Annotated in this window: 16 protein-coding genes and 2 pseudogenes; 12 read left to right on the top strand and 6 right to left on the bottom strand. The window is 63.9% G+C overall.

The annotated features are described in order from the left end of the window. Positions 1-104: 104 nt before the first annotated feature. Positions 105-1033 (top strand): annotated as a pseudogene (locus H9K75_RS13150) (LysR family transcriptional regulator). A gap of 33 nt (positions 1034-1066) precedes the next feature. Here the strand turns inward: H9K75_RS13150 and H9K75_RS13145 are convergent. Beyond that, positions 1067-1306, bottom strand: coding sequence for a DUF6139 family protein (locus H9K75_RS13145; protein WP_187723021.1), 240 nt, complete (start codon positions 1304-1306; stop codon positions 1067-1069). Positions 1307-1491: 185 nt separating this feature from the next. Here H9K75_RS13145 and ubiM point away from each other — a divergent pair, with 185 nt between their 5' ends. The 5 genes from ubiM to H9K75_RS13120 all read left to right on the top strand — a co-directional run bounded on the left by ubiM (position 1492) and on the right by H9K75_RS13120 (position 8557). Then, the gene (gene ubiM, locus H9K75_RS13140; RefSeq protein WP_187723020.1) at positions 1492-2817 is read left to right on the top strand and encodes a 5-demethoxyubiquinol-8 5-hydroxylase UbiM; all 1326 of its coding nucleotides are present in this window, start codon (positions 1492-1494) and stop codon (positions 2815-2817) included. A 230-nt stretch (positions 2818-3047) separates the two neighbouring features. Further along, positions 3048-3371, top strand: a complete 324-nt coding sequence (locus tag H9K75_RS13135; protein WP_187723019.1) for a DUF4148 domain-containing protein — start codon at positions 3048-3050, stop codon at positions 3369-3371. Between the two features lie 209 nt (positions 3372-3580). Continuing rightward, positions 3581-5497 carry a B12-binding domain-containing radical SAM protein gene (locus tag H9K75_RS13130; RefSeq protein WP_187723018.1) on the top strand — a complete coding sequence of 639 codons (1917 nt, stop codon included), beginning with the start codon at positions 3581-3583 and terminating at the stop codon, positions 5495-5497. Between the two features lie 104 nt (positions 5498-5601). After that, positions 5602-6894 (top strand): solute carrier family 23 protein, encoded by a 1293-nt coding sequence (locus tag H9K75_RS13125; protein WP_187723017.1) that lies wholly within the window; start codon positions 5602-5604, stop codon positions 6892-6894. 145 nt (positions 6895-7039) lie between these two features. Further along, positions 7040-8557 (top strand): acetyl-CoA hydrolase/transferase family protein, encoded by a 1518-nt coding sequence (locus tag H9K75_RS13120; RefSeq protein WP_226858167.1) that lies wholly within the window; start codon positions 7040-7042, stop codon positions 8555-8557. A gap of 78 nt (positions 8558-8635) precedes the next feature. Here the strand turns inward: H9K75_RS13120 and H9K75_RS13115 are convergent, their stop codons facing one another. Together H9K75_RS13115 and H9K75_RS13110 are read right to left on the bottom strand one after the other, a co-directional pair. Next, positions 8636-9793, bottom strand: a complete 1158-nt coding sequence (locus H9K75_RS13115) for an ABC transporter substrate-binding protein (RefSeq protein ID WP_187723016.1) — start codon at positions 9791-9793, stop codon at positions 8636-8638. A gap of 279 nt (positions 9794-10072) precedes the next feature. Then, complete coding sequence (locus H9K75_RS13110) at positions 10073-10954, bottom strand: transporter substrate-binding domain-containing protein (protein ID WP_187723015.1); 882 nt, start codon at positions 10952-10954, stop codon at positions 10073-10075. A 275-nt stretch (positions 10955-11229) separates the two neighbouring features. On the opposite strand from H9K75_RS13110, the gene H9K75_RS13105 reads away from it, so the two are divergent. Next, positions 11230-12486 carry a D-amino acid dehydrogenase gene (locus H9K75_RS13105; protein WP_187723014.1) on the top strand — a complete coding sequence of 419 codons (1257 nt, stop codon included), beginning with the start codon at positions 11230-11232 and terminating at the stop codon, positions 12484-12486. Here H9K75_RS13105 and H9K75_RS13100 read toward each other — a convergent pair. Both H9K75_RS13100 and H9K75_RS13095 read right to left on the bottom strand, forming a co-directional pair. Next, positions 12477-13418 carry a LysR substrate-binding domain-containing protein gene (locus H9K75_RS13100; protein WP_187723013.1) on the bottom strand — a complete coding sequence of 314 codons (942 nt, stop codon included), beginning with the start codon at positions 13416-13418 and terminating at the stop codon, positions 12477-12479. The genes H9K75_RS13105 and H9K75_RS13100 overlap by 10 nt on opposite strands. A gap of 26 nt (positions 13419-13444) precedes the next feature. Further along, entirely contained in the window at positions 13445-14017 is a 573-nt protein-coding gene (locus H9K75_RS13095) for a cob(I)yrinic acid a,c-diamide adenosyltransferase (RefSeq protein WP_187723012.1), read from the bottom strand. Between the two features lie 157 nt (positions 14018-14174). Here H9K75_RS13095 and H9K75_RS13090 point away from each other — a divergent pair, with 157 nt between their 5' ends. The 5 genes and pseudogenes from H9K75_RS13090 to H9K75_RS13070 all read left to right on the top strand — a co-directional run bounded on the left by H9K75_RS13090 (position 14175) and on the right by H9K75_RS13070 (position 19824). Continuing rightward, positions 14175-14441 (top strand): hypothetical protein, encoded by a 267-nt coding sequence (locus H9K75_RS13090; protein ID WP_187726172.1) that lies wholly within the window; start codon positions 14175-14177, stop codon positions 14439-14441. A gap of 290 nt (positions 14442-14731) precedes the next feature. Next, the gene (locus H9K75_RS13085) at positions 14732-16102 is read left to right on the top strand and encodes an FAD-binding oxidoreductase (protein ID WP_404826347.1); all 1371 of its coding nucleotides are present in this window, start codon (positions 14732-14734) and stop codon (positions 16100-16102) included. Between the two features lie 93 nt (positions 16103-16195). Then, positions 16196-16676 (top strand): annotated as a pseudogene (locus H9K75_RS13080) (C40 family peptidase). Positions 16677-16777: 101 nt separating this feature from the next. Beyond that, positions 16778-17908, top strand: a complete 1131-nt coding sequence (locus tag H9K75_RS13075) for a 3-deoxy-7-phosphoheptulonate synthase (protein ID WP_187723011.1) — start codon at positions 16778-16780, stop codon at positions 17906-17908. A gap of 191 nt (positions 17909-18099) precedes the next feature. Further along, on the top strand, positions 18100-19824 hold the full coding sequence (locus H9K75_RS13070; RefSeq protein ID WP_187723010.1) for a hypothetical protein: 1725 nt from the start codon (positions 18100-18102) through the stop codon (positions 19822-19824). 76 nt (positions 19825-19900) lie between these two features. Here the strand turns inward: H9K75_RS13070 and H9K75_RS13065 are convergent, their stop codons facing one another. Next, the gene (locus H9K75_RS13065) at positions 19901-20647 is read right to left on the bottom strand and encodes an SDR family NAD(P)-dependent oxidoreductase (protein ID WP_187723009.1); all 747 of its coding nucleotides are present in this window, start codon (positions 20645-20647) and stop codon (positions 19901-19903) included. Between the last annotated feature and the right edge of the window lie 256 nt (positions 20648-20903).

Here is a 20903-nt window from a genome sequence, read left to right as displayed (position 1 = left end):
GGTCGTCGCCCTGACTTTTTCAACGGGAGCCCTACTCTAGGAGCCACGCCACGCGTTGTCTAATATTACTTTTTTCAAAATCAATACTGTTTTAGTATTGATGCATGAACCTGCGCCAACTTCGCCAATTCGTCACGCTCGCGGAGACCGGCAACTTTCACCGCGCCGCCGAGCAGCTTCACATGGCGCAGCCGCCGCTGTCGGTGTCGATCCGCAAGCTCGAGGAAGAACTGGGCAGCGCGCTGTTCGAGCGCACGACCATGGGCGTGGTGCTCACGCCCGCAGGACAGGCGATGCTGGCCGATGCGCGCCAGGCGCTGCAACACGCGGAACAGTGCCGTCAGGCCGTGCACGATGCGCGCACCGGCGAGGGTGGCCTTGTGCGGCTGGGCATCATCGGTTCCGCCACGTTTGCGCTGCTGCCCGAGCTGATCCCGTCGTTTCGCGCGCGCTATCCCAAGATCGAGCTGGAATTGAGCGAAGCCACGTCGTCGGAAATCCTTGACGGATTGATCACGCGGCGCTTCGACGCAGGCCTGCTGCGCTATCCGGTGCTGCATCCCAACGGCTGCGAAATCCTGCCGCTCGATCGCGACGATTTCGTGCTCGCGGTCTCCGAGCAGAGCCCGCTCGCCCAGCGCGAGGCGATTGCGCTATCGGAAGCGGCGAACGAGCCATTCATCATGTATCCCGCCGACAAGGTGCCGGGCCTTGCGGCGCTGGCGATGATGCGCTGCCAGTTCTCGGGCTTTGCGCCGCGCGTGGCGCAGAAAGCCATGCAGGTGCAGACCATCATGAGCCTCGTGGCTTCGGGCCTTGGCGTGGGGCTGGTGGCGAGCGTGTCGCGGCTGATGATGCCGCGCGGCATCCGCTGCCTCTCGCTCAGCGACAACCCCCGGGGTTTCACGTCGGCATCGCGCTGGCCTTGCGGCCAGACGGCAACACGCGCGCCGTGGAGCATTTCACCGGGCACACGCTGCGTTTTTCCACCGTGCCGCGCGACGACCGGAGCAATCCGGACAGCCCGGTCTAGGGCAGGCCCCCATCAACGCGCGCCCACCGGCAATCACTCCGTCGTCATCTTCTTCACGCTGGTGATCGCGTAACGCTTCTTGCTGAGCTGCTCGCCCGGCTTCTCGATGCCATATTCAGGCCAGCTCTCCAGATCTTCGTTGAGGTCGATGCCGCGCGCCTCGTCGTGCCATTCCCAATCCGTCACTTCCTGAGGAATGGGCTCGTTGTGGGGCACGGCAAGATGGGAAAACTTGCCTTCGGCTTCCGGGCGGCGAAATACATCTACGAGCATGGATTGATCCTTAAGGTGTGCTGAAAATTTGAGCAATAGAGCGTTTACTCTAAACGCCGCCGGGTAGGGATCCTGTAGGAAAACATCGGTACGCGGTCCATCGCACTTGACTCAAGGCAAGTGGATGATTTGTCATGTGTCACACAATGAAATGGCTTTTGCGTCCTCTTTTCAGACATTCCGCCATGACCTCCTCCGATACCGGTTCCACCTCGCCTTCGCTGCCCGGCTCCCCAGATTGTGACGTACTGATCGTCGGCGGCGGTCCGGCCGGGCTCTCGTTGTCGATTGCGCTGTCCGAGGCGGGTTTCACGAGCATCGTCGTGGAGCAGCAGGCTGCGGCCACGCTCGCAAATCCGCCCGTGGACGGCCGCGAAATCGCACTCACCCATCCGAGCGTCGAATGGCTCAGGAGGCTGGGCTCCTGGTCGGAACTGGCTGCGCACGAAATCGGCCGCATTCGCGAGGCCCACGTGCACGACGGCCCGGTGAACGGCATCGCCGGCATGCGCCTCGATGCCGTGGGCAGTGGCGAGGAGCATCTCGGCTGGATCGTGCCCAACGACGCGCTGCGCCGCTCCGCCTACGCGGTGGCCGCACGCTGCCGGAACGTGCAGATTCTCGACGGCGCGAGGGTGCTGGGCGTGAGGTCCTCCAAGGACTGCGCCACCATCGACTACCAGTGCTCCGATCAAGCGGTCGCCTCATTGCGCGCTGCGCTCGTCGTGGCCGCCGACAGCCGGTTTTCGGCCACGCGCCGCCAGCTCGGTGTGGGCGCGCGGATGACCGACTTTGGCCGCACCGTGATCGTCTGCCGCATGCAGCACGAAGCCCCACACCATGACATCGCGCACGAATGTTTTGGCTACGAGCGCACGCTGGCCATTTTGCCGCTACCGAACGATCCGCAGACCGGCGCCCACCTGTGCTCCGCCGTGGTGACGGCAGACAGCGCCGAAGCGCACAAACTGATGAGCCTGTCGCCCGAGGCGTTCACGGCCCAGGTGCAATCGCAATTCGACGGGCGACTCGGAAAAATGCAGCTCATGGGCGAGCGCCATGCCTATCCGCTGGTCGCCGTCTACGCAGAGCGCTTTGCAGGGCGCCGCTTTGCGCTCGTGGGCGACGCCGCCGTCGGCATGCATCCCGTCACCGCGCATGGCTACAACCTCGGTCTGGCAAGCGTGCGCGGGCTGACCGAGGCATTGCAGCAGGCGCGCAAGCTCGGCACCGATCTGGGCGACGGCGCGCATCTGCGCCAGTTTGCTGACCGCCACCACCGCCACGCCTGGCCCATCTATCAGGGCACGAACAGCGTCGTGCGCCTGTTCACCCATGCAGGGCCGTTGCCACGCCTGCTGCGCCAATGCGTTCTCAAGGGCGCCGACATTCTGCCGCCCGTGAAGGCCGCCATCGTGCAACAGCTCACCGGGCGCGGTCTGTTCGCGATGGGCGGCGGCGCTTCCCTGGCAAGCGGCTCGCGCGCCCACCGGCATTTCACGCAGCGATAGGGGCCGCCGGATCGGCCGTGCGCGAAAGTTCCCGCGGATTGTTTTGGTATCCGAAACGATCAGTTGTCAAATAGGTAGTTTTTTTCGATTCTTGATTCCAATAAAGTTCATACATCGACTCGACACACCAACGAGCGAGACATTGAACGAACAAGGGAGTCACCAACCTGGACCCCGAAGTTCCAAGCAAAACCCATCAGGTTGAATCGCAAAGAAAAGGAATGAACATCATGAAGAACCTTATCCGCTCCGCCGCCGTAGTTGCCCTGATGAGCCTCGGCGCAGTCGCCGCCCAAGCCCAAGTGCAAAGCGCAGAAGCCGGCTTTGCCGCCGAAATCGCCAGCGCTCAAAGCAGCCTGTCGCGCCAGCAGGTCGGCAGCGAATTCGTGCAGGCTCGCCAGGGTGGCAAGCTGCAACTGGCCCACGGTGATGCCTACGCACCCGTCAACAGCATCAAGTCCGCATCGCTGCTGGACCGCGCCGACGTGAAGGCTCAGGCCGTCGCCGCCAACCAGCACGGACATCTGCTCTCGCAAGGCGTCTCGGTGCAGTAAACCCGACCCCGAAGCTCCAGGGCGGGTTCACTCCGCCTCAAGGAGCTGCATGAATCAGCGGGCGAGTCCTCCGGGGCTCGCCCGTTTCGCGTTGCTGGGGCGTCTGACTGAGCCGCGTGGCAAGTCCCTTGCAGGGCGCGCCGGGGGCCGAACGGGGATAATTCCGGTCTCCCGCCCTGCGATTTCCACGATCCGAAGACAACGCCCACATGCCCGCCACCACCCAGCGTGTGCTGTCGATCATCCCGCCGATGACGCAGTTGAACACGCCCTACCCGTCCACCGCCTATCTCACCGGATTCCTGCGCTCGCGCGGAATCGACGCGGTGCAGGAGGATCTGGCGCTGGCGCTGGTGCTGCGGCTGTTGTCCAGAGCGGGACTGCAACAGGTGGCCGAGCGCATCGCGCAGATGCCGCCCGCGCTGCAAAGCCCCGCCGTGCAGTTCTTCGCGCAGCATGGTGACCGCTACCTCGCGACCATCGCGCCGGTGATTGCATTTCTCCAGGGGCGCGACACCACGCTTGCGCACCGCATCGTCGGCCGCACCTATCTTCCCGAGGGGCCGCGCTTTGCGTCGCTCGACGTGTATGTCGACGATGAGGGCGGCGATCCGCTCGGTTGGGCGTTCGGCGCGCTGGGCCTCACGGATCGTGCCAAGCATCTCGCGACGCTGTATCTCAACGATCTCGCCGACGTGTTGCGCGACGCCGTGGACGAGCGCTTCGAATTCGTGCGCTATGCCGAATCGCTCGCGGCAAGCCAGCCGAGCTTTGACCCGCTGGCCGGGGCGCTGGCCGCTGCGCCTTCGCTGGTCGATGAATCGCTCACGCAGCTCACGCTCGACGCCGTGCAAACGCACCGGCCCGACGTGGTGCTGCTGTCCGTGCCGTTTCCCGGTTCGGTCTATGCGGCCTTTCGCATCGCGCAAACCATCAAGGCCCGGCATCCGCACATCACGACCGTGCTCGGCGGCGGTTTCGTGAACACCGAACTGCGCGAACTCGCCGAGCCGCGCGTGTTCGACTACTTCGATTTCGTCACGCTCGATGCGGGCGAGCGCCCGCTGCTCGCGCTGCTCGAACATCTGCGCGGCGAGCGCGGCGCATCGCGGCTGGTGCGCACCTTCATGCGCGACGCGGCGAGCGCGGAAGTCCGCTACGTCAACATGATGGAGGCCGACATCGCGTTCGCCGAAATCGGCACGCCGACCTGGGACGGCTTGCCGCTCGACAAATACCTGTCGCTGCTCGACATGCTCAACCCCATGCACCGCCTGTGGAGCGATGGCCGCTGGAACAAGCTCACGGTTGCGCACGGTTGCTACTGGAAGAAATGCAGTTTCTGCGACGTGGGGCTCGACTACATCGGCCGCTACGAAGGCGCAAGCGCCAGCGTGCTGGCCGACCGCATCGACGCCATCGTCGGCGAAACCGGCCAGACCGGCTTTCACTTCGTCGACGAGGCCGCGCCGCCCAAGGCGCTCAAGGCGCTGGCGCACGAACTCATCGAGCGCAACACCGACATCTCGTGGTGGGGCAATGTGCGCTTCGAGAAAACCTTCACGCCCGACCTTGCGAACCTGCTCGCCGACAGCGGCTGCATCGCGATCTCGGGTGGGCTGGAGGTCGCATCCGACCGGTTGCTCGAGCTGATGAAAAAAGGCGTCTCGGTCGATCAGGTCGCGCGCGTCACCAAGGCCTTCAGCGACGCGGGCATTCTGGTGCACGCCTACCTGATGTACGGCTTTCCGACGCAGACCGTGCAGGACACGGTCGATGCGCTCGAGTACGTGCGCCAGCTCTTTGAAAACGGCTGCATCCAGAGCGGCTTTTTCCACCGCTTCGTCTGCACCGTGCACTCGCCCGTCGGCATGAATCCGGCGGAATACGGCGTCGAACTGCTGCCACTGCCAGCCACCCGCTTCGCGCGCAACGACGTGGGTTTCGTCGATCCGACCGGCGTCGATCACGACGCGCTCGGAGCCTGCCTGAAGAAAGCGATCTACAACTTCATGCACGGCATCGGCGTGGAAGACGACGTGCGCATGTGGTTTCCGTTCAAGGTGCCGAAGACCACGGTGAAGCGCGACCGGATCGCGAGGGCGCTTGAGCAGCAGCAGCGCTGAGGGCCTGCGCGGCGCCTGAAATTTTCCCTATCGCGCGCGTTTGCCTCGCGGCGTTATGCCCTACCATCGCCTCACTTTGTCAAAAACGGTAGCGGGAGCGTGCGATGGGTTTCTTCAACTGGACCGAAAGGTCTCCACAGGTTCTGCAATCGGGTGGCGTGATCGGGCCGGATGAGCGGCTGCCGTGGCCGCAGACCGGACTGATGGGCATTCAGCATGTGATCGCGATGTTCGGCTCGACGGTACTCGCGCCGATTCTCATGGGGTTCGATCCGAACATGGCGGTGTTCATGAGCGGCATCGGCACGCTGATCTTCTTCCTGATCACGGGCGGGCGGGTGCCGAGCTATCTGGGTTCGAGCTTCGCATTCATCGGCGTGGTGATCGCCGCGACGGCCTATTCCGGCAAGGGGCCGAATGCCAACATCGGTGTGGCCCTGGGCGGCATCATTGCCTGCGGGGCGGTGTATACGCTCGTCGGAGTGATCGTTCAGTGCGTCGGCACCCGCTGGATCGAGCGCTTCATGCCGCCGGTGGTGACCGGCGCCATCGTGGCGGTGATCGGGCTGAATCTCGCGGGAATTCCGGTCAAGAACATGGCGTCGAACAACTTCGAGAGCTGGATGCAGGCGCTCACCTTCGTTTGCGTGGGGCTGGTGGCGGTGCTCACGCGCGGCATGATGCAGCGCCTCCTGATCCTGATCGGCCTGCTGATCGCCTCGGTGCTGTACGCGGTGCTCACGAACGGGCTCGGCATGGGCAAGCCGCTCGATCTGTCGGGCGTGATCAATGCGCCCTGGTTCGGCATGCCGAGCTTCCATGCGCCGGTGTTCGAGGCGCAGGCGATGCTGCTGATCGTGCCGGTGGTGGTGATTCTGGTGGCCGAGAACCTGGGCCACATCAAGGCCGTGACAGCCATGACCGGCAAAAACCTCGACCCCTACATGGGCCGCGCCTTCATCGGCGACGGCATTGCGACCATGGTCAGCGGCGGCGTGGGCGGCACGGGCGTGACGACCTATGCCGAGAACATCGGCGTGATGGCAGCGACCAAGATCTATTCGACCGCCGTGTTCCTGGTCGCCGCGCTGATCGCGGTGCTGCTCGGTTTCTCGCCCAAATTCGGCGCGCTCATCCAGGCCATTCCGCTGCCGGTGATGGGAGGCGTGTCCATCGTCGTGTTTGGTCTGATCGCGATTGCCGGAGCCAAGATCTGGGTGGAGAACAGGGTCGACTTCTCACAGAACAAGAACCTGATCGTGGCGGCCATCACGCTGATCCTCGGCACCGGTGACTTCACCCTCAAATTCGGCCAGTTCGCGCTCGGAGGCATCGGTACCGCGACCTTTGGGGCGATCATTCTGTACGCCCTGCTCGATCGCAAGGAAGCCCGATGAAACCGGGAGCTGTCAGTTGTTCGTAAGATGCGGGTTTTTACCAGGTAGCTCACTCCCCGGCTGCTAACATCCGGGGCTGATCTTCAGATGTCACAGGGGCGCATTCCACGCCCCTGCTGTTTTTTTCAGCCCGGAGTCCGCTTCCATGACCACCCCCTCTTCCCGCATCCTGCACGCCGGTCTGCGCCAGAAAATCATGTCGGCCGAGCAGGCCGCCGCGTTGATCGACCCAGGGGCCAACGTCGGCATGAGCGGGTTCACCGGGGCCGGCTATCCCAAGGCGATACCGGCCGCGCTCGCACAGCGCATTTCCGCCGAACACGCCGCCGGCAATCCGTTTCGCATCAGCATCTGGACGGGCGCGTCCACTGCACCCGAACTCGATGGCGCACTCGCTCAGGTCGACGGCATCGAGATGCGCCTGCCGTTTCAGTCCGATCCGGTCTGCCGCGCCAAGATCAACTCCGGCGCAATGCACTTTGCCGACATGCACCTGTCGCATGTTGCGCAGCACGCGTGGTTCGGTTTTCTGGGCAAGCTCAGCGTTGCGGTGATCGAGGTCACCGCGATCAATGCCGACGGCACGCTCGTGCCCACCATGGCGGTGGGCAACAACAAGACCTGGCTTGACCTGGCCGACAAGGTCATCCTCGAAGTGAACTATCGCCTGCCCATGGCCGTGGACGGCATGCACGACATCTACTACGGAACCGCGCTGCCGCCCCACCGCAAGCCCATCATGCTGAGCGCGCCGAATGACCGCATCGGCGAGACCACGCTGCGCTGCGATCCCGACAAGGTGATCGCCATCGTGGAAACCGACAGCCCCGACCGCAACACCACGTTTGCCGCGCCGGATGCCGTGTCCGCGCGCATCGCCGAACACATCATCGACTTTCTCGGCCATGAGGTGCGCAAGGGCCGCCTGCCCAACGACCTGCTGCCATTGCAGTCGGGCGTGGGCAACGTCGCCAATGCCGTGCTTGCAGGACTGCAGCAGTCGCCGTTCGAAAACCTCACGGGCTACACCGAGGTGTTGCAGGACGGCATGCTCGACTTGCTGCGCTCGGGCAAGATGCGTTCGGCATCGGCAAGCGCCATTTCCCTCAGTAGCTCGGCGCTCGCCGATTTTCTCGACAACATCGATTTCTACCGCGACCGCATCGTGCTGCGGCCACAGGAAATCAGCAACCACCCGGAAGTGGTGCGCCGCCTCGGCGTCGTGGCGATGAACTCGATGATCGAGGCGGATATCTACGGCAATATCAACTCCACGCACGTGATGGGTTCGAGCATGATGAACGGCATCGGCGGCTCGGGCGACTTTGCGCGCAACGGTTTTCTGTCGTTCTTCGTCACGCCCTCGGTGGCCAAGGGGGGCGGGATCAGTTGCATCGTGCCGATGTGCTCGCACGTCGATCACACGGAGCACGACACGCAGGTCATCGTCACCGAGCAGGGACTGGCCGACCTGCGCGGCCTCTCACCACGCCAGCGCGCGCAGATCGTGATCGACCAATGCGCACACCCGGACTTCCGCCCGATGCTCCAGGACTATTTCGATCGCGCGCAGCAAAGCGGCGGACAGCACACGCCCCACATCCTGAGCGAGGCACTGTCGTGGCATGACCGGTGTCTGAAAACGGGAACGATGAAGGTCTGACCGGGCCTCCGTCACCCGGCAGCGAAAAGGGGCCTTTCGGCCCCTTCTCGTTTCTTCAAGTGCGGCGCGCCCCGTGTATCAGGCGAGAAAGCGCCCGCCGTTGCCGAGCACGCCGAGGTCGATGAAGCGCGAGCCGACATACGGCGCCTGGCTGCCGAAGTCCACCATGAATCCGCCCAGATCCCATTGCCGGATGCTCGCGAGCGCCGAGCGCAGCTTGGCCGGGCTGGGCTCCTTGCCCGCGCGCTCAAGGCCTTCGATCAGCACCCGCGCATTCACGTAGGCTTCGAGACTGCCTTGCGAGAATTCGTTGTGTCCCTTGGCGCGCATGGCGCTCTGGTAGTCGCGCACCAGTTGCAGGCGTGGGCGGTACGGGTCGGGCACGATCATCGTCAACGCGAGGCCGCTGCCATCGTCGCCCAGCTTGGCCAGACTGTTGCCCGGCATGGTCACCGACAGGCCCGCCATCAACACGCCCGGCGCGCGCTTCCTCAGGCCCCTGACCAGCTCAATCGACACCGCGCCGGCCGTCGCCAGCAGCAGCGCGGCAGGTCGGGCGTTGGCCACCTGCTTGAGCACGGCGTCGAGGTTGGAGCCGTCGGTGGCGATGGCCGCCTCCATGGCCGGTTCCATCTTGTCACTGGCCAGCGCCTTCTGCGCATCGGCATTGACTTCGCGGCCATAGCCGTTGTCCTGGTAGATCACGCCGATGCTCTTGAGGCCCATGCCCGTCAGTCGCTTGACCAGACGCTGCGTCTCGTCCGTGTAGCTCGCGCGCACGTGGAACACGTTGCGCGAACCCTTGCGCAGCGACGACGCGCCGGTGATCGGTGCGACATACGGCAGTCCCGCATCTTCGATCAACGGCAGGATGGCGGTATTGTTGGGCGTGCCCACGCACGACAACAGGCCGAGCACCGAACCGTTACCGAGCATCTTCTTGACGTTGTCCACGGTGCGATCCGGCACATAGGCGTCGTCCAGGAGCTGCAATTGGACACCCCGGCCATGCACACCGCCCTGCGCATTCAGTTGCGCAAACGCGGCTCCGGCGCCCTGCTGAATGTCGCTGCCGAATCCCGCCAGCGGACCGGTGACAGCCGCCGAGCAACCGATCGTCACCGACTTGGCGCTCAGCCCCGGAACGTCCTGCGCAGCGGCGGTTTTAATGAAAGCCGGAGCGGCCGACAGTGCGGCCACGCCCGATGCGAGAGAAACAAATTGGCGGCGTTGCATGGTGAAATCCGTCCCTTCGATGACAGCGCGTGCTGGCAAATATCATCGAATGTGAATATATGTTAATAAATATACAATTCGTGATTTTGTGGCGCGACTAGCTACCGGATGTGCCAACAAGTTCGCAAATCACGCCATATGCCAAAGGGTCAGCGGCCAACCTCGGGAAGACCCGTACAGGGTAAAACCAAAACCCGCCTTGGCGCACCCGTGGGGCGCGGCAAGGCGGGCTTGGCTGCCCTCCTCCCGGCGTCAACCGGGAGGAAAAGAAAGAGTCACTCAGTTCGCCGGCTTGTCGCTCAACTCCGCCAGATTCTTCTTGAGCTCGTCGCTCATCGTCATGTTCAGCGGTGTGTTCGTCGGTGGAATCGGTTGCAGGAACCACTTGTCGTAGAGCTTGGTGAACGCGCCCGACTTCATCATTCCGCCGATCACGCCATCCACGAGCTTCTTGAACTCGGGATCGTTCTTGCGCACCATGCAGGCATAGGGCTCGACTTGCAGCGCGTCGGCAACGACCTCGTAGTCGCCCGGGTTCTTGGCGTTCGCCATCAGGCCGAACAGCAGCACGTCGTCCATGCCGAACGCCACGGCGCGATCCTGCTGCACCTGCAGGAAGCCATCGGCGTGGTCCTTGGGCATGATGATGTTGAGATCGAGGCCCTTGTCGGCGCTGTACTTGCGCATCACCTGCAGATTCGTGGTGCCCGAGGTGATGGCGACGGTCTTGCCCTTGAGGTCGGCGTAGTTCTTCACGCCCGAGCTTTTCTTCACGAGCAGGCGCGTGCCGGTGTAGAAGTGGTTGATCGCGAAGTCCACTTCCTTGCCGCGCGTCGAGTTGTTGGTGGTGGAGCCGCACTCCAGATCGATGGTGCCGTTGGAGAGCAGCGGAATGCGGTTCTGCGAGGTGACTGCCTGCCACTTCACTTCGAGATTCGGCTTGCCTACGGCCTTTTTCACGGCTTCGGCAATCGCCTCGGACATCTCCACGGTCATGCCGACGCGCTTGCCTGCGTCGAGATAGCTGAACGGCACGGACGACTCGCGATAGGCCAGCGTGATGTAGCCATTTTCGCGCACCTTGGATAAGGTGTCGGCATGCGCCGTGGCCAGGCATGCAAGGCCCAGCGACGCGCAGAGCAGTGTGGTTCTAAATTTCATGCGGACTCCCGAGGTGGATGTTGAAACGACCGGCCAGTTTATGGACTGCCGTGCCACCTGTGCGATGCAAAATGCAGAACCATCCATGCCGCAGGGTTATGACTCCAAGGGTTATCACCGAGGCAAGGCGGGCTGCGAGGCTTGAACGGGCATTGCACGGACTGGTAGCGCGACCAACACAAGGGTAAACGATAGGACCTATAACATCAGGGCATACCCTATACGCAAAACACCATGCGACGCAGCTACGGCACCGCACTACAGTGTCCGTCGCAATGAAAAATGAGCAATCAAGGCACGTCTGCATCGTCGGCGCAGGCATCACCGGCCTCGCCACGGCCTACGCGCTTCAGCAGGCGGGGCATCGCGTCACCGTGATCGAACGCGCCACGCAACCCGCAGCCGGCGCCAGCGGCGGCAACGGCGCGCAACTGAGCTATTCATACGTGCAGCCGCTGGCAGATCCAGGCATCTGGAAGATGTTGCCCAAGCTGCTGCTCGAAAAAGATTCGCCGCTCCAATTTCGCCCGCAGATCGATCCGCAGCAGTGGTCCTGGGGGTTGAGGTTTCTGGGCGCATGCAATCGCCAGACCTCGCAGAACAGCACGCGCAAGCTGCTCACGCTGGCGGCACAGAGCCGCGTTGCCTTCGAGGCCGCGCTGCAACGCGAGGCGCTGCACTGCGATCACCACACACCCGGCAAGCTGGTGCTCTACGCCACGCAGCAAGGACTCGACGATGCAGCGCGGCAGGTGCGGTTGCAGGCCACCCTGGGCGGTGCCACGCAACGCATCGTCAATGCAGCCGAGGTCGCGCGGCTGGAGCCGGCGCTGGCCGCCTATTCGACACGCATCGCCGGAGCGGTCTACACGCCCAGCGAAAGCGCGGCCGATTGCCGCATGCTGTGCGAGCAGCTTTCCGCTCTGCTCGGCAAGCGCGGTGCCGCGCTGCATTACGGCGCCCAGGTGTTGACCTATGACGTGCGCGGCGGGGCCATCCAGTCGCTGCGCACCTCTGCGGGAGACCAGATCCACGCCGACGATTTCGTGCTCGCCACCGGCTGGGAAAGCGCGGAGCAGGCGCGCAGGTTGGGCGTGCACATTCCGGTATATCCGCTCAAGGGCTACAGCATCACCGTCGATGCGGCGCAGGCGCTGCGGGCCTCGCCGCATGCCGCGCCCGACATCAGCGTGACCGACACCGCGCGCAAGGTGGTCTTTGCGCGGCTGGGGGCGCGCGTGCGGGTCGCGGGCATGGTCGAGATCGTGGGACGCGACACGGGCATCGAGCCCGGGCGCATCACCAGTCTCGCGGATTCGACACGCGAGGTGTTCCCGCAATTGCCGCAGCACGGCGACCTGCGACCCTGGACCGGCATGCGCCCCGCCACGCCCACGGGGCTGCCGATCACCGGCAGACAGCCCGGCGGGCCACGCAATCTCTGGATGCAGACGGGCCACGGCGCGTTGGGGCTGACGCTCGCGTTTGGATCAGCGACGGAACTGCTCAGGCAGATGATGAATCAGGCCTGAATTTTCGAGGCGCGCGCAGAGGTCTCGCCCGCGAGTGTCTCGCGCAGTGCCCTTCGCATTTCCTGCGTCATCGCGCGCGCCAGCACGGAGCCGGGCCGCTGCGCGAGGCGCAGCGCATTCACCGCCACGGTGATCTGCGGCCTGAGCGGCACCACGTGCACCTTGTCGAGATCGGCGGACATGGCGGTGCAGCCGTCGACGATGGCCACGCCCAGGCCGTACTCGGCCATGGACAAGGCGGCGTGATAGGTCTGCACCGTCACCACCGGCGAGAGTCCGACGCCGTGATCGCGGCAAGCCTGCTGGATGCGGATACCGAGCGGGTCCTTGCCATCGAGCGCAACAACGGGCAGGCCCGCGAGTTCTTCGAGCGCCAGTGCTTCGCCGCCCCGCATGCGCGAGGCGGGAAGCAGGCCCCTGGGCAGCGCGCAGAACATGTCGACCTCGGCCAGCGATTCATGCTCCAGCGCGGGCTGGCGCACCGAACTGATCACGAAGCCCACGTCGCCTTCCTGAAGCAGCAGCGCCGTGACCACCTGCGGCGTGTGCAGCGCCTGCACGTTGACCTGCACCTCGGGATATTTCTGGCGGAATCCGGCCACCGCGCGTGGCAGCACTTCGCGGCTCAGCGCAAACACCGTGAGCACGTTGAGCCGGTCATTGACCTGGCCGTGGCGCAGATTGGCGGCAAGCCGCTGCACCTCGTCGAGTTGCTCGAACAGTTTTTCGATGTGCGGAAACAGCGCCAGCGCTTCATTGGTCGGTGTGAGACGCCCGCGCGCGCGCTGGAACAGCGCAAAGCCCAGTTGCAACTCGGCGTGCTGCAGGGTGCGGCTCACCGCCGGTTGCGTCACGTTGATGAGCCGCGCGGCGGCACTCACGCTGCCGGTCTGCATGACGGCGTTGAAAACCTCGATGTGCCGCAAGCGCATGGCCGTCTTACCGCTTCACGCCCGCGTCACTCGTGCGTGCTGGCCGCGCGTGCGAGGCGCTCGCTTTTCCAGTAGATATCGTCGCCGCCATCGACGCGATTGAGCACGCGCGCCAGCACGAACAGCAGATCGGACAGGCGATTCAGATACTGGCGCGGCGCGGCGCGAACGCTCTCGCTGTCCTGAAGCGCGACCACGGCCCGCTCGGCGCGGCGCGCAACGGTGCGGCACACATGGGCCTGCGCTGCGGCGCGCGTGCCTGCGGGCAGAATGAATTCCTGGAGACGCGGCAGTTGCGCGTTGTAGTGCGCGAGCGCGTTGTCGAGCTGCAAGAGCCCATCGTCCTTGAGCAGTTCAAAGCCCGGGATCGACAGCTCGCCGCCCAGATTGAAGAGCTGGTGCTGTACGTCGAAGAGCAGTTCGCGCACTTCGTCAGGCAGTGTTTCGCAAAGCAGCAGACCGATGTGCGAATTGAGTTCATCGACGTCCCCCATGGCATGCGGACGACCACTGTTCTTGGACACGCGTGTGTTGTCCCCAAGGCCGGTAGTGCCATCGTCGCCGGTACGGGTCGCAATCTGTGTCAAACGGTTACCCATGGGATGTGATCTCCTCAGTTGCTACGCAAGTTCTCCATTGTGCTTTACAACAAGGCGGCAAATGAGGAGGCGAGCAACAACGGGCAAAAGTGCTGGATCGCTTGCCTGTGCTGCGGTGCAATAGAGCCGTGTTCAACATCTTTTGGAGTTCCAGACCATGAATCAGTCGAAGCAACGTCGTATGCCACGCACCTGGTTTGATGCCCGAAGTGTCATGCTGTTCGCGGCCTTCACGGTGGGCGGCGCAGCGGTTCAGGCCCAGACCGCGCCCGCACGGGATACCCGCACTGCCCAGACCAGCCAAGCCAAACAATCCGGCACCACCATCGGCCCGTCCGCAGCCCCCGCCACCCGCGAGCAAAAGCCCGCACCGGCGCAGCCAGCCACCACACCAGCACCCGTCAAGGACAGCAGCCAGCGGTGACGCCGACTCACGGGATCGCGCAGCAGCACAGAGTTCCTGACACCGCATTGCAGAACACAGGTAGAGATGTTCGTTCCGCACTGACGGTAGAAACCCGTTCGCGTTGTACTCCAGGGCGCGAACGGGTTTTTGTTTTTTCCAAGCCTCCAAAGCAACGGCATGGTTATCCACAGGGGTGTGGCGGCCTGCGAAATCTAGAATGGGCATCCGTTCCATCAGCCTGTCCCGGAGAACCGCATGAACGCCCCACCGACGCCTCCCACCTGCTGCCCAAACTGCAACTGCGCCCCGTGCCGCAGGCGTTTCTGGATGCGCTCGCGCAGCGGTTCGGCACACAGTTCTCTGCGGCCCAGGCGGTACGCGAACAGCATGGTCGCGACGAAGGCTCGCTCCAGGCGCCTCCTCCGTCGGCCGTGGTGTTTGCCGAAAGCACCGAGGACGTGGCCGACGCGGTCAGGCTCGCATCAGAGTACGAGGTCCCCGTGATCCCCTACGGCGCGGGCTCGTCGCTCGAAGGGCATCTGCTGGCGATCCAGGGCGGCATCAGCATCGATGTGAGCCGCATGAACAAGATTCTCTCGGTCGATGCCGATGACCTCACCGTCACCGTGCAGCCCGGCATCACGCGCAAGCAACTCAACGAGGCGATCAAGGACACGGGACTGTTTTTTCCAATCGATCCGGGCGCGGACGCGAGCATCGGCGGCATGTCCTCGACGCGCGCCAGCGGCACCAATGCCGTGCGCTACGGCACGATGCGCGAGAACGTGCTGGCGCTCCAGGTCGTCACCGCCAACGGCGAGGTGATCCGCACCGGCACGCGCGCCAGGAAAAGCGCAGCGGGCTACGACCTCACGCGACTGCTCGTGGGCAGCGAAGGCACGCTGGGCATCTTCACCGAAATCACCGTGCGCCTGTATCCGCTGCCCGAAGCGGTGAGCGCCGCGATCTGCTCGTTCCCGAGCATCGAAGCGGCCGTGCGCACCGTGATCCAGACCATACAGCTCGGCGTGCCGATTGCGCGCGTGGAACTGATCGACGCGAATTCGGTGCGCATGGTGAATGCGCACAGCAAGCTCACGCTGCGCGAGGAACCCTTGCTGCTCATGGAATTCCACGGCTCGCCCGCTGGCGTGCAGGAACAGGCCGAGAGCGTGCAGGAACTCGCCAAGGAGTGGGGCGGTCAATCGTTCGAATGGGCCACCACGCCGGAGGAACGCACGCGTCTCTGGACCGCGCGCCACAACGCCTATTTCGCCGCCCTGCAATCGCGCCCGGGCTGCCGCGCGATCAGCACCGACACCTGCGTGCCGATCAGCCGGCTGGCCGACGCGCTGCTCGATTCGGTGCAGGAAGCGGACGACAGCGGCATTCCGTATTTTCTCGTGGGCCACGTGGGCGACGGCAATTTCCATTTCGGCTACCTGATCGACCCCGGCATTCCCGAAGAACGCGTGAAGGCCGAGGCGCTCAATCACCGGCTCGTCGAACGCACGATCCGGCTCGGCGGCACCTGCACTGGCGAGCACGGCATAGGCATCCACAAGATCGGCTTTCTGCTGGAGGAAACCGGTGCCGGCGCGGTGGACATGATGCGCACCATCAAGCAGGCGCTCGATCCCAAAAACATTCTCAATCCCGGCAAGATCTTCACGCTGTGACGGGAGCATGAGCCGCGGGCGGCGGACAATCGCGCGCCGCTTGCAGGGAAAACCGTTTGGGCGAAACGCGCGCTGCTGCTACCCTTGCAGTCCATGCGAGCACTTCATTGCCTGATGCTGGCTGCCGCCGTGCTGATTGCGGGTTGCAGTTCCACACCGACTCCTCATTCCTCGCGCTCTTCGGGCAGGGCGTTTCACGGCTCTCGTCCGAGCAGGCCGACGACATCGCGATCCACGCGATGGGCCTGGTCGGCACGCCGTATCGCTATGGCGGCAATACGCCGGACAGCGGATTCGATTGCAGCGGCCTCATCGGCTATGTCTACCGCAGCCGCGCGGGCGTATCACCGCCGCGCACGGTGGCGCAACTCGATGAATTCGGCCAGGCCATCTCCAAAAGCGACTTGCGCGTGGGCGATCTGGTGGTGTTCGGGCGCGGCACGCCGACGCACGCTGGCATCTACGTCGGAGAAGGGCGCTTCGTGCACGCGCCCTCCACGGGGGCACGGTGCGGCTGGATTCGCTCAGCTCCAAATACTGGGCCAGGCAGCCGACGGTCTATCGGCGGTTCTAGGCACGAACGCCGCCACCCGATGTGACGATGACGCTCACTGCTTTGACCGGCCAAGGCTCGCCCGGAGCCGGGTAATCGCATTGCGGGACAATGGAGGCACCATGACTCAGACCATCATCCCCACGTCGTCCTCCGCATCTGCGAAGCCCAAGATTTCCACGCTGGACACCACGCGCATCGACGACGTGCGCATCAAGCAGGTCCGCCCCCTGGTCACGCCCGCGTTGCTACAGGAATGGCTGCCCACGCCGCCCTCGGCGCTGGACGTGGTCGAGCACAGCCGCGCCGCGATCTCGCGCGTGCTCCATGGCCAGGACGACCGCCTTGTCGTCGTGGTCGGCCCGTGCTCGATCCACGACCACGACCAGGCCATGGAATACGCCTGCAAACTCAAGACGCAGGCCGAGGCTCTGGCCAGTGAGTTGATCGTCGTGATGCGCGTGTATTTCGAGAAGCCACGCACCACGGTCGGCTGGAAGGGCTACATCAACGATCCGCACATGGACGGCAGCTTTGCCATCAACGAGGGCGTGCAGATGGCCCGTGCGCTGCTGCTCGACATCCTCGAACTCGGCCTGCCCGTGGCAACCGAATTCCTCGATCTGCTGTCGCCGCAATTCATCAGCGACCTCGTGAGCTGGGGCGCAATCGGCGCGCGCACGACCGAGAGCCAGAGCCATCGCCAGCTCGCGAGCGGCCTGTCATGCCCCGTGGGTTTCAAGAACGGCACGGACGGCGGCGTCAAGGTGGCATCGGACGCCATCCTCGCCGCCGAGTCGGTCCATGCCTTCATGGGTATGACCAAGATGGGCCAAAGCGCCATCTTCGAGACACGCGGCAACAAGGACTGCCACGTCATCCTGCGCGGTGGCAAGCAGCCCAACTACAGCGCCGAAGACGTCAATGCCGCCTGCGAACTGCTGAAGAAATCGGGACTGCGCGAGCAGGTGATGATCGACCTCTCGCACGCCAACAGCAGCAAGCAGCACGCACGCCAGATCGTCGTCGCCGAAGACGTCGCCAGGCAGGTCGCCGAGGGCGACTCGCGCATCATGGGTCTGATGATCGAGAGCCACCTGGAGGAAGGCCGTCAGGACATCGTGGAAGGGCAGGAACTCCGGCACGGCGTGTCGGTGACCGACGCCTGCATCAGCTTTGACCAGACCGTGCCGGTACTCGAACAGTTGGCGCAGGCCGTGCGGGCAAGGCGCGAGAAGCGGGCAGGGCGCTGAGCCTCGCGTTCTCTCCATGCACTACCGGTGCAGCAGTGCGAGAAACTGCTGCGCGGGCTTGCTGAGTGGCAAGTAAAAGAACGGTGATCGCCTGTTGGCACGGTGCTGAATTTCCAGAACCCTGCATCTCCCCGGTTCCTGCACAATGACCCGGAGCGATGGCAGCCATGCCGATATGGGAGACCGAGAAGATGACGATGCGAAAAGCCTTTCTGCGCCACCTTGTACCGGCCATGGCCCTGTTTTGCGCGCTCCCCGGCTGGGCCGCTCGTGAGTTCACGCCGCAGGCCGGGCTGTGGATGATTCCCTCGGAAAACAATGGCCAGCCGGGGCGTGGTTTCTCGCTCGACGTGCAGGGCCATACGGCGTTTCTGCAGGTGTTCAACTACGAGCAGAGCGGCGCGGGCACGTTTCATACTGCCGTGGGACAACTCGACGACGCGGCGTCGATGACCGTGCCGCTGCTGCGCTTCAAGGGCGGTCGCTATCTCGGTGGTCCCGCGCAAGACGCCGTGTCGAACGGTACGGCTGGAAACGTCGCGGTGAGGTTCACCGACGGGCTCAATGGCACCGTACAGTTTCCGGGCGAACCTGTGCAGCCGATTGCGCGGTTCCTGGTGCCCGAGAAGCTTCCGTATTGGTGGACACAGCTTTCGGACGATCCCCTCAAAGGCACCAGACGACGATGGGGATTTCAGGGTGTGACGATGGCGGCCGATGGCTCACACAGGCTTTGGGAAGGCCTGTTGCGGCTCGACGAGAGCGGCGCACTCACACTCACGGCGAGCCCCATGCCTGGAGAACTGAATTCAACCGGTCCGGCTCACGATTCTCTGCACTGCACACTGGATCGATCAACGCAGGCGCTGGACTGCACGGCCCCTGACTTCGACGACGGCGCTGCGCCCGTGCCGAGTGCGCTGGACATCCAGCGTGTTCGTCTTCGCCCCCTCGGCCGCGACATTGTGGGCGTGATTCAGCCAAAGTCGGCGCCGGGCGCGCGCTGGACGCTGAATGGCTGGAGCTTGGGCAGCGCCAGTTGCAGTGAGCCATGCAACGACCCTGACCAGCGAAGCATACGCACCTATGCTGCTCCCGAGATGGCAATGGACGGCCTATGCATCACCGGCTACTGCGACGGCTACTCCCACATCATGCTTCTCCCCGCCAGCGGAGCCTGGATGATCGTCGATGAGAATACCGGCGCACCGGGCCGAGGTGTTTTCCTGGATGTCCAGGACAACACGATCATCGCCCAGACCTCGGATTATCTTGCCAACGGCGAGCCGACCTTTCACATGGGATCGGGCAGCCTGAAATCGTCGTCCTCATCGGCGGGTGCGACGACCGCGGAGATGCCGATCGTTCGATACGCCGGAGGTCGCTACTTTGGAGGTCCGGCCCGGTCTGGTCATGAAGCAACGACTGCGGGAACGCTCAAACTTGCTTTTTCTCCCATTTATTCCCATATCTACAGCGACATGGCCACGGGCAGTGTGAGCTTGCCAGGCGAAGAAGCCAGGACCATACGCAGACTCGAATTCGAACCGCCAGGCGTCGGCATGGAACATCTTCTCGGCGAATACTACGTTCAGTGGAATGCTGCCGAACCCCATCTGGCAAGCTGGGTGAAGCTGACACAGATAGTGCGCGGAGATGCCGTGAATGCAGAGGGCACCGTCCGCTGCATGCAGGAGCCGCAACGCCGCGATCCGAACTCGATGCTTTGCGTTTTGCTGGAACCTCCGGTGGAAGCCAACAGGTGGCGGGGCACCGCCAGAATCACGGTCAACCCGTTTCACAGAAACACTGCCGAGACCTATCCCTCATTCTTCGTGCGCACCCGCGACCGCCACGGCAATTGGCTCGGCCTCGGCACCGTGAGTCTGCCGGGTCTGGCGATTCCCACGAACTAAGCACGCGCATACGGAACGATGACGGAAGGGCTGCTTGTGGACAACTCGCAGCCCTTGTCGTTTGCCGCACGCCAGCTCAGGTCAGATTCAGCCCGCCATCCGATAGCACCACTTCGCCGGTCAGATAGTCCGACGCCACCAGCATCGCCACCACCTGCGCGATGTCTTCGGGTTGGGCTGCGCGCCTCATCGGGGATTTTTCGCTCCACAGTGCTTGGGCGGCGGTCCAGCCTTGGGTGAGGGGCGTGTCGACCAGCCCCGGCGCGACGGCATTGACGCGAATCGCCGGGGCCAGATTCAGCGCCAGCAGCCGGGTCATGTGATTGAGGGCCGCCTTGCTGGCAGCGTAGGGGATGGATGCGCCCTTGGGGCGCACGCCCGCGTGCGAGCTCACGTTGACCACGCAGGCCGGCTTGCCGCGCAGTTCTGCGGACGCGATGAGCGCCTTCTGGGCATGCGCAATCAAGCGGAACGGAGCGACGACGTTGACTTCATGCAGTTCCCGCCAGACCTCGGGCGTGGCCGCAAGCAGGTCGCCATGCGGGATCACCTGACTTATCCCCGCGTTATTCACCAGCACGTCGAGCTGGCCGCGCTCCTGCAACACTTGCCGCACCAGCCGCTCGCGCGCTTCTTCATGCGCGAGATCGGCCTGCAGATAGCTGGCACCGGGCAGATCCCTGGCCATCGATGTCCCGAGTTCGACACTGCTGCGCGAGTGCAGCACGACGGAGTAGCCATCGCGCGCCAGACGCCGGGCGATGGCGGCCCCGATTCCGCTCGTTGAGCCGGTGACGAGTGCGACGGGAGCTGTCGTGTTCATGGATAGCGCCAATGTTATTGATGAACAGTCTTATATCTCTTTGTTGTTAGTAGTAAAGCACCCGCCGTATTGTGGATAACTGCCATTGCACCAATGCCGACAGGCACTTGGAAAATTTTGAACCATGTGCCCGCCGGTCCCGTTTTCCTGCGGTGGAAATGGGAACAACTTTCCGATTTTTCACGGAGCTGTGGACAATTCAGACTTGCCCTCGAAACTCTCTACAGGCTTTTCCACAAGGCGATCAGGTGAGCGC

This window comes from Diaphorobacter aerolatus, from assembly GCF_014489535.1.
In the GTDB taxonomy this organism is placed as follows: domain Bacteria; phylum Pseudomonadota; class Gammaproteobacteria; order Burkholderiales; family Burkholderiaceae_C; genus Diaphorobacter_A; species Diaphorobacter_A aerolatus.
Note: the sequence above shows the minus strand (reverse complement) of the source record. Positions and strands in the feature narration are given on the sequence as shown.